The 12,640-nt window shown below is 43.4% G+C and carries 15 protein-coding genes; 10 read left to right on the top strand and 5 right to left on the bottom strand.

The genetic code is table 11. The features are described 5' to 3' along the window. Positions 1–39 precede the first annotated feature (39 nt). Complete coding sequence (locus HYN46_RS00390) at positions 40–1,314, bottom strand: GGDEF domain-containing protein (protein WP_114897601.1); 1,275 nt, start codon at positions 1,312–1,314, stop codon at positions 40–42. Positions 1,315–2,220: 906 nt separating this feature from the next. Between HYN46_RS00390 and HYN46_RS00385 the strand changes: the two genes are divergently transcribed. The 10 genes from HYN46_RS00385 (at position 2,221) to HYN46_RS00340 (ending at position 9,039) form a co-directional block, all read left to right on the top strand. Beyond that, the gene (locus HYN46_RS00385; RefSeq protein ID WP_114897600.1) at positions 2,221–2,529 is read left to right on the top strand and encodes a hypothetical protein; all 309 of its coding nucleotides are present in this window, start codon (positions 2,221–2,223) and stop codon (positions 2,527–2,529) included. A gap of 4 nt (positions 2,530–2,533) precedes the next feature. Beyond that, positions 2,534–2,896 carry a hypothetical protein gene (locus HYN46_RS00380; protein ID WP_114897599.1) on the top strand — a complete coding sequence of 121 codons (363 nt, stop codon included), beginning with the start codon at positions 2,534–2,536 and terminating at the stop codon, positions 2,894–2,896. Positions 2,897–2,938: 42 nt separating this feature from the next. Next, on the top strand, positions 2,939–3,709 hold the full coding sequence (locus HYN46_RS00375; protein ID WP_114897598.1) for a hypothetical protein: 771 nt from the start codon (positions 2,939–2,941) through the stop codon (positions 3,707–3,709). Between the two features lie 131 nt (positions 3,710–3,840). Next, positions 3,841–4,176 (top strand): hypothetical protein, encoded by a 336-nt coding sequence (locus HYN46_RS00370; RefSeq protein ID WP_162818038.1) that lies wholly within the window; start codon positions 3,841–3,843, stop codon positions 4,174–4,176. Positions 4,177–4,220: 44 nt separating this feature from the next. After that, positions 4,221–4,727 carry a hypothetical protein gene (locus tag HYN46_RS00365; RefSeq protein ID WP_162818037.1) on the top strand — a complete coding sequence of 169 codons (507 nt, stop codon included), beginning with the start codon at positions 4,221–4,223 and terminating at the stop codon, positions 4,725–4,727. Further along, positions 4,724–5,284 (top strand): hypothetical protein, encoded by a 561-nt coding sequence (locus HYN46_RS00360; RefSeq protein ID WP_114897595.1) that lies wholly within the window; start codon positions 4,724–4,726, stop codon positions 5,282–5,284. The genes HYN46_RS00365 and HYN46_RS00360 overlap by 4 nt, the downstream gene beginning before the upstream one ends. Before the next feature lie 103 nt (positions 5,285–5,387). Then, positions 5,388–7,604: a hypothetical protein gene (locus HYN46_RS00355; RefSeq protein WP_228254847.1), complete on the top strand. Its 2,217-nt coding sequence runs from the start codon at positions 5,388–5,390 to the stop codon at positions 7,602–7,604. Beyond that, positions 7,573–8,070 carry a prepilin-type N-terminal cleavage/methylation domain-containing protein gene (locus HYN46_RS00350; protein ID WP_114897593.1) on the top strand — a complete coding sequence of 166 codons (498 nt, stop codon included), beginning with the start codon at positions 7,573–7,575 and terminating at the stop codon, positions 8,068–8,070. Before HYN46_RS00355 ends, HYN46_RS00350 begins: the two co-directional genes overlap by 32 nt. A 2-nt stretch (positions 8,071–8,072) precedes the next feature. Further along, positions 8,073–8,507, top strand: coding sequence for a type II secretion system protein (locus tag HYN46_RS00345; protein WP_210009267.1), 435 nt, complete (start codon positions 8,073–8,075; stop codon positions 8,505–8,507). Continuing rightward, positions 8,482–9,039, top strand: coding sequence for a type II secretion system protein (locus HYN46_RS00340; protein WP_162818036.1), 558 nt, complete (start codon positions 8,482–8,484; stop codon positions 9,037–9,039). The genes HYN46_RS00345 and HYN46_RS00340 overlap by 26 nt, the downstream gene beginning before the upstream one ends. 69 nt (positions 9,040–9,108) lie before the next feature. On the opposite strand, the gene HYN46_RS00335 is transcribed toward HYN46_RS00340, so the two are convergent. From HYN46_RS00335 to HYN46_RS00320, 4 genes are read right to left on the bottom strand one after another with little or no spacing between them, the layout of a single operon-like run. Continuing rightward, positions 9,109–10,623, bottom strand: coding sequence for a GspE/PulE family protein (locus tag HYN46_RS00335; RefSeq protein WP_114897590.1), 1,515 nt, complete (start codon positions 10,621–10,623; stop codon positions 9,109–9,111). Then, positions 10,620–11,807: a type II secretion system F family protein gene (locus HYN46_RS00330; protein ID WP_114897589.1), complete on the bottom strand. Its 1,188-nt coding sequence runs from the start codon at positions 11,805–11,807 to the stop codon at positions 10,620–10,622. The genes HYN46_RS00335 and HYN46_RS00330 overlap by 4 nt, the downstream gene beginning before the upstream one ends. A gap of 39 nt (positions 11,808–11,846) precedes the next feature. Beyond that, entirely contained in the window at positions 11,847–12,269 is a 423-nt protein-coding gene (gene gspG, locus HYN46_RS00325; RefSeq protein WP_114897584.1) for a type II secretion system major pseudopilin GspG, read from the bottom strand. A 37-nt stretch (positions 12,270–12,306) separates the two neighbouring features. Beyond that, on the bottom strand, positions 12,307–12,612 hold the full coding sequence (locus HYN46_RS00320) for a hypothetical protein (RefSeq protein WP_114897588.1): 306 nt from the start codon (positions 12,610–12,612) through the stop codon (positions 12,307–12,309). Between the last annotated feature and the right edge of the window lie 28 nt (positions 12,613–12,640).

Here is a 12,640-nt window from a genome sequence, read left to right as displayed (position 1 = left end):
ATCCTCACGCATTATGGTTAAAAAAAGTGAGCGACTCCACTAGGCCAACACTTCTTCACGACGGCTAGAAACCTCCATAGATTCAACACGATTTCGGCCATTACTCTTCGCCGCGTAGAGTGCTTGATCCGCCGTTTTGATCAGGACATGCGGCTCGATCTGTAGTCCACTCACACACACAAAGCCAAAACTTGCGGTGACGCGAATGGAATGATTGGATTCTGTCAGTATTTCGGCCCGTGCAAGCTCAATACGGCAACGTTCAATAATGTTCAGCGCCTCCCCATGATCTGCGCCGGGCAAGACGATGATAAACTCTTCCCCCCCATAGCGACCTAGTGCATCAATATCCCGAATATTCTGTTGGAGAACCTCAGCGGTTCTTTGCAAAACTAGATCACCGACAGGGTGACCCCAATCATCATTCACCCTTTTAAAATGGTCCAAATCTAAAATCACCACGGACAAGGGAGTGTTCATGCGCACAGTTCGAGCCACTTCATGATTCAGAAAATCTAAGATACTAAGACGATTGTGAACGCCTGTAAGTGCATCGGTACGGCTTAACTCACGGATATTGTCTTCACGTGCATGCCACCACGCCAGCATTTGATCCGCCATCACGAGGATCAAAATAAAGAACAGCGCGTTAAAGTACACCGTTGAATTCATCCAGAACACACGCCCCGCCTGATCCGTCGGTGGAATCATCAACGATGCATGTGGAAACACATTGTAGGCGGCAGCATATCCCAAACCCAGCAGAGCAGTGACCGCAATCCCTGTAGCCCACCAGACGGGCTTGCGATCCAGCAAAATCAGTCCCCAGACGGGCGCTCCGAGCAAAAACAACCCCGCACTAAACGATAACGGACCAACGTAGTAGAACATGGCAATCATGGAGAGTGAAAAGAATTGCAAAACAAGATATTGGAAAAAGACCGCGTCTGGCTTTCGGCGGCGCATCACCAGTCCGAACCCTAAAATACCGCATCCAATAACGACCAAAATAGTCTGTATCCATAAATAGCTGTTAAGCACGGAAATATTAACAATGCCATGCAACTCTGAATGATTCACAACATAGCCAGACCACAAGAAATACTGCAGGAAATAAGGCGTCAGCATCACCAGAATAAAAATGCCTTTATCAACACGACTCCACTCCAGTATCGAAACCAAGCGCTTACGCAGAAAACTATGTCGTTTTTTAATATGGTGAAATGTCTGTTGAATCGCTATGCCATTACGGCAGACTTCTGGACCTTGTGCTTCAGTTTCGGAATAACTGCTGGGTGGTGTGAAATATTTCATGATTCAAAGCCCCTAAATGTCACCTGCTCTTTTCATTAATTGTGCGCTTTCAAAAACAATGACCGACCTAAATCGAGACTGAATGGCTGATCGGTATAGGCAGGGCAACATCCGTGCTGGACTGCTGGGTGGGTAAGCATCAATATCTGCATGGATCGCATCACGGTGAAGTATTTATTCTGGTAAGACGATATTGATTTTCAATCAACATAGCGCATATCTGATCATTAATCAATCATTCATTCGCGACATTTAGTGAGCGATCGTTGCTTTAGGAAAGGAGGCTATCCGTTAGATAGAGGCCCTTTTTTTCTGATGAATGCTTGCCGATCAGATCGATATTAGATTTTCCCATCGTGGCAAGTACCCGTAGGAAAGTAGAATCCGTTTATAGCCAATCACGTAGTCTGGAAAAAGTTTTGCACATAGTCAAGCATCCTGCACATGTTCAAACAGCAATTGCTCAAATCTGCCATACGACCAGTCAGCACGCAAAATAATATAAGCAGGTGAATACTGAAAAAGGTTGAACTGCTTCATTTGATCGATAATAGTAGGTACATGCTGAATCGCTGAATATAACGTCTCACCTCCCCAGTTCAACTTTTAGAATAAAATTAACGTTAAAAATTTGGTTAAAAAACAAATTATGACTAAATGGTAATAATTCTTAAACAAATTTTATTTAGCATGTAAAAAATGTGCAGATTATTTGATATTTTTGTTATATTAATGTTCTGACTAGCTGTGTTTTGACTCGCATTTTATGATCTTTATTTTAAAGATTTTTAACATTAACTCGCTGATATTTGCCGTGTGATTGCAATTTAGCAGTTGCTTACTTGTACCCTCTATGGGGAGTGCAAGTTATTTTAAATTACCACCGATACAGGAATTTCTTATTTCATGAAAAAATTATTATTTATTACTTTATTCACATTTTGTTCTTTTGCAAATGCGGCAGTAGTCAGTCTCAGTGCAGTTCCCACTGGCTGGCGCCTGCAAAACTATACTGCAGGTAATGTCGTTGTCTGGTACACAGCAGCAGCAACTCCATGTGTTAATGGACAATTGATGATGCCTGCCAACAGTGAGTCCGAACGGAATCGGTTCTGGGCACTCATTCTTGCCGCTAAGGTCGCTAATCGATCAGTCTATGTCGAATATGATGATACAACCTGTAAAATCATCAGCTTTGCGATGAAAGAAGGGTAAGCGCATGAATTCAAGACACATCGTGAATATCCATCGATGGAAATGGATAACAACACCATTTGTCTTCCTATCATTCGGCTTTTCCTCATGGGTATTTGCAGGTGAAGGCGGCGGTCGAGTGACTGTCGTTTATGCCCATGAATCAAATATAGCCATATTCGCCACAGAGACACACACCAATATGCCGGCGTGCAGTCAATCGGGTAATGAGTGGGCTTTATCATTAGCAACAACCGCAGGTCGGGCCCAATATGCTTTATTGCTCAGTGCTGCTGCGCAAGGAAAACAAGTGACCGTCTCCGGTCGAAACGATTGCACCGCTTGGGGAGATCGAGAAACGCCATCTTATATTCTAGTAAAATACTAAACGGTTTCATGACTACCCATCCACGCTTTTGGACACATAATCATGTTGCGTAAATTTTGGACAGCACTTTCCTGTCTCAAGACAGGCTACGCAGCGCAAAAAAAACTCTATATTTATTGTGGTTCGGATGATATTGCCATACTCATGATTGCAAATATGCAGGTCATCAATGCGCTTGAACTTGAAATTGGATTAAACCAACAAAATTGGGAAGAACAACTGATTGACTATCTCCGCGTCAATCATTTATCGACATTACCCATCTCGCTCACTTTTGCCAGCAGTAGTACACGATTCGCACTTTTAGCACCCCAGCAACAATGGCCGGATGAAAATATTCAACAATTCCTATTTGCACAATTATTCAAGCAAAAGTACCCTGGTTTTGACATACAGCAATTTGATTTTATCTCTGATCAAATAATCTTTGATCAACCATGCATCATTATTGCCTTGCCTAAAGCACTTCATCAATCACTTGAAAAGTGTAAATCAACTCTACATGTTGTCGATGTGTTGCCTTCAGTATTGTGTGTCTGGGAATATTTAAAAGTATTGTTGCCTACCGAGCCTATTTTATTTTATGAAGATGAGCGATGTTTCCGAATTAATCATGATCAAGGCTATCCAACGGGTATCTTTGCATTACCCAAGGGCTTTGATAGCACAGCACAAAATTTTTTAAGTTTTGATGTCGGACAACCATCTTTAACCATGTATCGAAGTTTTGGCTTAAATCAATCATCAGAATGGCATCAATATGATCCAAGGCACTCATTGAACTTTATGCGTAAAGAGTCAGAACGATTATGAGAAAAATTCGACTCGTCGCGCTCCAAAGCCCTCCGAAAACGACCACCTTTAAGATCTTGTTTCTACTAGTAATAGGCTGTTGTATTTCAACTTTATTATTCTACATTTGGACGCAATATAAAACTCAACAATTGAGAGCACAACTGATTGCGGAACAAAGCAATATCCAAATTACTCTAGATAAACTCAAAGTAATTCCCTCGCCCAGTACTCAACAGAAAGACAGTGTGGTGCAATTGAACTTACTTGATAATCTACTGAGAGCTCGCACTCCAGAAGTTTTATTCAACCACATCCAGCTTGATCAAAAAAACCTTTTACAAGTTGAAGGGATAGCGCCATCCGCATTGGCTATTGGTATTTTCATTAATAATGCCCAGCAACAAGGCTTAATGTTGCACATACAACAAGTTTCTGTCGATGAGCAAGGGCAGGTCCGCTTTACCATTCAGCAGGGTGCGGCATGAACTGGCTGACAATACGGCTTAATCGAATCAAACTCGATCGCAAAATGCTTCAGTATATTTCATGGCAAACGAATAGTGTTCTATCTAGAATGACGCTATGGCATATTATTCTGACTACATCACTTATCTGGATACTTGGAATCTGGCTATGGGTTATTCCTCAATATCATCTTGAGCAAATGGATATCGAACATGAGATCAACCGATTAGAGCACTTTAAAGTGCATTATGATCTCGTAAAGCCAAAGACATTTCTTCCATCGAGTCAGCTAAATAATCTTCCCCCATTGTCTTATGAAGCATTATTAGCACTCGCCGCACAGCGTAATCTCCATCTTGTCGAATATCAACAAACTAACCATGATCAAGGTGCGATTCGTCATCGATGCGTTTTTCGTGGCGAGTGGCTTGCTACTCGAGAGTTTCTGGATGACCTACAACCGACTATTCCACATGATTTCCGACCAGTTCGCATCTATGAAATTGCGATTCAAAGAAATAGCCAGACCAATATGATCGATGTCACATTTGTCATGGAGACTGGCACATGATTGATTTTACATGGTTCAAAAAAAAGTCGAAATTAGAGCAAAACCGACTTCTCTTATTGGTGGGCATCGTCATCGTTTTTGGAACTTGGTCACTTATGCAATCAACACCCCAAATCTTTGAACCGATGGATATCCCACAATTATCGATGTCACAGCAAGATAATAAGAATGACCTACAATCACCTATCAGTAACTTCGATCTAAATAGTTGGAATTTACCAGCCATCTCTCCAAAAAATGATGTGGCGCCCTTAAAAAAGCCACCCGTCATAAAAAGGCATCCGATCAAGCTCATTACTACACCGCTCCCCCCCTATACTCCGCCACCGAGTCCACCACCTCGCACTTCACCGCCAGCACGAATTACATATTTGGGGCAAATTACGGAAAAGGGGCAAACCCAAGTCTTCTTAAAGATCGACGACGATCCCATCGCCATGCTACCAGGGCGTATCTATGACGGGTCTTGGCAATTAATAAGCATGGATGCCCAGCAAGTCCGCATACAGTATGTTCCAACTCACCAAATTATCTCGATACCTAAAGATCATGAGTAAGCTATTAATGCGTTTTTTTATATTAAACTCCCGCGGTCTAATCTTACTCAGTATGTTGAGCCTAAGTGCGTGTAACACAGCACCTATCACCACCGAACAAAAAATGCAGCAATTAGAAAAACTGCAAAACGCAAAGAGTTTGGAAGATCGTACGTCTTATATCTATCAAAAAGAACGTTTCACTAATGAGCGAATTACGGCTGCAAATCAGGCAAAACAACAAGGTGACATCGTCAGCGCTAAAGATGCTTTTCAACAAGCATTACGAACGGATCATATGAATTCTGCTGCGGCAGAAGGACTAAAAAAAATTGAAGAAATGGATCAAATTTCTTCACTGACAGAACTTGCTAAATCAGAGCTGAAACAAGGCCATAAAGATCAAGCGCTACATATTCTTAAAGAAGTATTGAGAACAGCGCCCAATGATTCTGTCGCTAGAAAATTGCGTTTTGATATTGAGCGAGATCAAAATAGGCAATCGACATATGACCCTTCCGTGACTCCAAAACTGAATAAAAGAGTATCTCTTGAGTTTAGATCAGCAAGCGTACAAGCAGTTCTGGAGTTACTAGCGCAATCTTCGGGCATCAATTTTATAATGGACAAAGATGTCCGTACAGATGACATTAAAACAACCATTCATGCTAAAGATACGACAGTACAAGAAGCTTTGCGATTCATCATGAAAACTTCCGGTCTTAGTTATAAGATATTAAATGCAAATACATTTTTAATTTATAGCGACTCTTCTGAAAAACATAAAAACTATGATGAACTCCTAACCCGATCCTTCTATCTTGCTTCTGCTGATGTACAAAAAACTCAAGACATGATCAAAATTCTATATGCGCCTAAGGCTATGTTTTTTGATGAACGTTTAAGAATGTTGATTGTTCGGGATACGCAAGATGTATTAGATAGCATCGATTTGCTTTTACAGGCTTATGACCTGCCAGTGCCGGAAGTCATTCTAGATGTTGAAATTCTAGAAGTTAATCGAGATAAGCTGCTAGGGTTAGGTATTGATTTCCCTAATCAAATTGGTGTCCGAGCACTCACTGGGGCTGGACAGGTAGGACAATACACGATTAATCAAATTAAGAGTATGACTCGGGATAATTTAAGCTTAGTTGTTGCAGATCCCTTGGCAACATTGAACTTTAAGCAGACCAGTGCCGAAACTAATTTACTGGCTAACCCCCGCATCCGTGTTAAAAGTAAAGAAAAAGCCAATATTCTGATTGGTGATAAAGTACCTGTTATCACGACAACATCTAACCTAACCTCCGGCTCAGTTTCTGAATCGATTAATTACCTAGACGTAGGTTTAAAACTGGATGTCGAACCCGAGGTAAACAAAGATCGGCAAGTGACTATTGGTATTAAACTTGAGGTCAGTAATATCGCCAAAGAAATCAGATCCAGTACTGGACTCGTGGCCTATCAGATCGGAACACGAAATGCCGCGACGACTCTGCAACTGCAAGATGGTGAAACACAAATGTTGGCCGGATTAATCAGGGATGATAGTCAAACAAATGCAACTCATTTGCCTGGACTTGGAAAAATTCCGTTTTTAGGACGATTATTTTCAAACACAACGGATAGTAGTACCAAAAGTGAAATTGTTCTGTTGATCACACCACATATCGTGAGACCCTTTGCCCTACCAGCGGCACATGTCCAAGAGTTCTCATCAGGAACTGGTGTACAAGTATCCACACATCCATTGCGACTGAGTGAATCATCGGATTATCGAGCTAAGCCAGATAACACAACCAACATTGCTACGGCCACGGAAGCAGCCCCACAGAGTGCCGATACCACACCATCCGATCATGATACAGATGTAACACCGACTGCTATCCCTGCCGAAACAACATCTCCAGCCATGGGTATGGCCGATATTAGTCTTAATCAAGGGGGTTCTGGCAGCCCTCAGATGCAGATTCAGCTTAATGGTCCAACACATGTTACGCCGGGTCAGGATTTTACGGTAGCGTTACTACAAACAGGACCAGCATATGAATCTATGAGCTTCGACCTTCTACACGATAAATCATTAGAATTAGTCCGCGCTGTCTTGATTGCACCGTCCAATAAATTTGACCAGCAGGCTATAGAAAAAGGGATTCGTTTCACTTTTGGGAAAACAGCAGTACATCAGGGAACTGCGGCATTGATCACCTTTAAAGTAGCTAAAGATGCCCCTTCCTCCGAACTCATATTAAGTCGAGGTAGCATTCAATTACGCGATGGTCAGCAACCTCAAGGATTTAGCTTAGATGAACATAAGCCCATCACCGTGGTCCGCTAAACGCGGGTTTACTTTTGTAGAACTGCTCGTCACGCTATCATTACTGGCTTTATTGGCATCAGTCGTTTTACCCATTTCTGATTTGCTATCCCGTCAGCAAAAAGAGCAAGAGTTGCGCCATGCACTCCTTGAGATCAGACAAGCTCTCGATCAATTTAAAGAAGAAAGCGCAAAAGGAAAAATCCCCCCTTCTCTTCAATCTGTTGATGGCTATCCACTACAATTAACCACCTTATTGGCTGTCACAGAGCCAAATAGTAAAGCTCCACCTATACACTTTTTAAGACGCATTCCTCGAGATCCTTTTTTTCCTGATAACACTGTTAAGCCTGAAGATACTTGGGGAAAACGATCATATAATGCGAACTTAATAATTGATCCCTCCCAACCAGCAGGTGATATTTACGACATTTACTCATTATCAAATCAGATCGGTACGAATGGTATCGCATATAAGGAATGGTAATATTGAGAACTAAATCAGGTTTTACAATCGTAGAGCTTCTCGTTGTTCTATCAGTGATTGCTTTGTTATTATCCATTGTGACCCCTCGCTACCTTGAGCAAGTTGAAGTAGGCAAGGAAACGGTATTGCGCCAAAATTTGGCAACTATTCGTCGTGTGATCGATCAATACCATGCCGACAAAGGGACATATCCAGCCACACTGGATCTCTTGATCGAGGCACATTACTTAAGATCCATCCCCCTAGATCCAATGATACCGTCACCGTCAGCAACCCAAACAAATGCAGCGGTCAAACCCATCAAACCAGCAGTACCGCTTAATCATGCAAATTGGCAAATCATCATGCAAGATGAAGAAGGTAAGCCCGGGATTTATGATGTCAAATCTACATCTCAAGGGGTTGGTCGCAATGGCATACCTTATGCACAATGGTGATTTCAAGCGACCTCAATTTGTAGTAACCAAGCTTGGGAAGCAGCAGGGATTTGCCTATATATGGCTCCTGTTAGCGATCACATTATTGGCACTAGGCTTGGGGCGTTGGGCTGAAGATTATGCAATGGTTGCAAAGAGGACAAAAGAAGCGGAGCTACTACGTATTGGACATACCTACCAAATTGCTCTCGGTCAGTATTATCAAAACTCCCAAGGTAATCTAAAAATTTATCCTAATGAATTAAAAGACTTATTAAATGACCCACGATCATTACGCTTTCATCGCTATATCCGCAAACTGGATTTAGACCCTGTGACAGGAGAACCTTTTCAAGTCCTTCGTGATGCAGATGGGAGAATTGTAGGCGTATTCAGCGCTTCCAATCAGAAACCCGTCAAACAAAAACATTTCGCTGCAGAAATGAAAGACTTTGAACAAGCCGCCCATTACAGTGATTGGAAATTTATGGCTCTCATCGATACCCAAAATCCGCTTCAAACCGATACCCTTTCATCGCCGCTGAAGCAGTAGATCAATCATCATTGCGTTCATAAAAAAGATTTTTTTAACACTTTCAATCTCCTAATATAAATTAAAAAATTACTGCTGAACAAATGTGACTCTATTAATTTCTTGTAGTGTAGAACGTCCCTCTGCTACAACAGCCAAAGCCTGCTGGCGTAGGAAAAACATACCGCTTTGAAGTAAGTATTCTCGAATACGACTAATAGGCTCCTGTAAAATCAGCATTTCACGCACCGCATCATTAATCACCAATACCTCAGCGATCGCCTGACGCCCCCGATACCCTGTGCCCTGACACTCATCACAGCCCTTCCCTTCTTGAAAATGGAATCCTTCAGCCTGCTCCAAGGTTATCCCTGAAAAATGTATGAGATCACGATCAGGCTGGGTAGGTTCGCTACAATGCGTGCAATTCAAGCGGATCAAACGTTGAGCCACGATGCCATTTAAACTACTGACAAAACCAAAAAGATCAATTTCCATATGCCTGAAACGACCGATCACATCCAAAGAATGGTTAGCATGGACCGAGGTATAGACCAAATGGCCAGTTAATGCTGCTTGTACCGCGATATCGGCAGTTTCTCGATCTCGAATCTCACCGACCAAAATTGTATCGGGGTCATGACGTAAAATAGAGCGTAAACCTCGTGCAAACGTTAACCCCTTACGCTCATTCACAGGGATTTGTAATGTGCCTTTTAGTTGATATTCAACAGGATCCTCAATCGTAATGATCTTTTGCTGCCCCGTGTGATGTTCATTGAGTAGTGCATACAGCGTGGTCGTCTTTCCTGAACCCGTCGGCCCTGTCACCAGCAACATACCGTAAGGCTGTCTGGCAAGTTTACGAATCGCAACCATTGTCGCCACATCAAAACCAAGGAGCTCAAGAGATAGCGGCTCATCCCCTTGCGTTAAGGATTGTTTATCCAATATCCGCAGGACAGCATCCTCACCATGTAGCCCAGGCATGATCGAAATACGCAAATCTATGTCACGGCCTTGGATCTGAATACTCAATCGACCATCCTGAGGGATTCTGCGCTCGGCAATATCTAGCTCTGCCAATACCTTCAGTCTTGAAATCACGTGCTCTGCAGAAGTACGTTCGTACAGTTTCCCAGTCTCCACAAGGACACCGTCAATACGACATTTGATCACCAATCCTTCAGGATTGTTTTCAAAATGAATATCGCTGGCACCTTTATGGTAGGCATCAAAAATGGCGGTATTGACCACCCGAATAATCTGGCTATCTTCTTCAACCAAGGACTGTTCGGAAATATGGTTCTGCGAATGCCCGGTCTTTTGATTGGGGAGATTATTTTGTTGACCATTCAGCAGAGCCATAAAACTCAGCATTGCCTCAGGCTGGACCTGACCAACTTGAAAAGGCTGATCCGTCAGATAGCTGATCCAGCTCAAATCATGCTCTGTGGGTATCCGACCAAAAATAACCCAATCCTGCTCATCAAAACGTACAGCGACGCATAATTGATGGATAGCGGTTTGACGGTCAATGAACGTGAAATTGCTCACGACTGCCAATAAATCGGCTGTGCTAAACCAACGTGTTGAGTAGCTCATTGCAATCCACTCGCGAGTTGAAAAATCGGTAAATACAGTAAAACGACAATCAACCCAATAAATAAACCGATCGCCATCATGAGGACGGGTTCCAACAGACGCGAGAACTGTTCAATAAACCGTGTCAGGTCTAAGTCATGGAAGTCAGCTGATTGCCTCAACATATTGACCGCCTCACCATTTTGATCCCCTGCGGCCAATAATCGTGCGGAGACCGCGGTGGTAAGCCCTGCGCGATGCAATGCCTCACTTAAACCTTGTCCTTGTAATATCCGGCTTTTAGCTTCTTGTAATTGTAGACGTCCATTGCTATCCAGCATACTGCCTGCCATATCCAAGGCTTGCATCACCGAAGCACCAGCTTCCAGTAGTAAACCTAATGCCCGATAAAAACGAGACAGAAAAACAATATGTAATCGACGTCGTAATGGTCCAAATCGTGAAAGCACCAACATCAGACTCTCTTCTGGTCCATGGCGCATGATGAAGCGCACAATCCATACCATGCCAACAGCAATCGCAGCCAAGACCAGCCAACGATAGTGGCCAAGCCAAGACCCGAGATCCAGCATGATGCGCGATGCCCATGGCAACTTCATGTCAACCCCATCATAAATCGCACCAAATCTGGGGACGAGATACATGAGCAAAAATAACATGACCAACATCGCAATCCCAACCAGCAAGATGGGATATAAAGATGCGTTATAAATCTTACTGCGCAGCGCAGAAATTCGCTCGTCATACGCAATATAACTCACGAGCGCAGCAACCAAGGTACCATTGCGCTCACTGGCAGCAATACTCGCGACCAGAAGTGCAGGGAAATGCTGCGGATATAACATCATGGTTTGTGACAGTGACAGACCTTCATTCAAATGCTGTCGGATGCGGGTTAGAGTGTCAAACTCAATGGATTGACGACGGTGATCCAGCAGAACATCAAAACTTTCAGTTAAAGATAATCCCGACTCCAGCAGTGTTTTCAGCTCATGTACAAAAACGACGGTGTCAAAACGTTGGCGGGGCTGAAACTGATTTAAGGGCTCGGCATTCTTAATCGAGATCACCAATACGCCCTCAGCGACCAATTGCTGCTGAATCGTGTCTCTACTATCCGCTTCTAATGTACGGGTTTCACGTAATCCGGTTGGCGTGACGATTTGAGCATGAAATTTAGGCATGATGATCAGCTCAATATCGTCTTGAATAAGGTCCGAAACCTACCAATTGCCAATATCTGCCCCATCATCGCTTCCACCCGCCGCTTTATCTTTGCCCCATGAGTAGACATCGTATTCCGTTGTATTGTGCGTTCCCGGATACTGGTATTGGTAAGGACTGCCCCAGGGGTCTAACGGGACTTTTTTAAGATAAGGGCCATTCCAGTTTTGGGCGCCTGCGGGTGCAGTAGACAGGGCTTTTAAGCCTGTGCTTTTGTCTGGGTAACTGCCTGTGTCGAGTCGATATTGGTCTATGGCTTTGGTGAAGGCGTCTATCTGGGCGCGTGCGGTGGTTTTTTCTGATTTCTCAAGATTCTTGAATAGATTGGGACCAATAATCCCGGCAAGCAAGCCGATGATGACCAGTACGATCATCAGCTCCAATAGCGTAAAACCACGTTGAACTTGCTTGAGATTAACCATCTATTCAAAGTACCTATAGTGTTCAGTAACGGGTAGATCAGCCTTCAAGTAGGCCAAAGCTGCTGATCACGCAGGTGCTGTCGTCGTATTCAACGAGGACTTTACGTGAGGCTGTTTTGGCAGCCAGTACCAGTGCCCAGAATCGGTTACGCTGTGATTCGTTGCCTGCGGGTAGTGTCAGTTTTCCGGTGGCACAGGTGCTTGCTGTGGTATACCAGACCACGAGAGCGCCACCTGTATAGTTCTGCAAACGCCAGCCACTCGGGATGGTCAGGATTGAGGCGGGTGCGGCGACTGCCCATGAGCTCATGGCGAGGGCACAGATGAGGATTAGGGTTTTCATTGATAAAGTTTTCCTAAAAAATAATATT

The sequence above is a fragment of the Aquirhabdus parva genome (assembly GCF_003351745.1).
GTDB lineage: Bacteria > Pseudomonadota > Gammaproteobacteria > Pseudomonadales > Moraxellaceae > Aquirhabdus > Aquirhabdus parva.
Note: the sequence above shows the minus strand (reverse complement) of the source record. Positions and strands in the feature narration are given on the sequence as shown.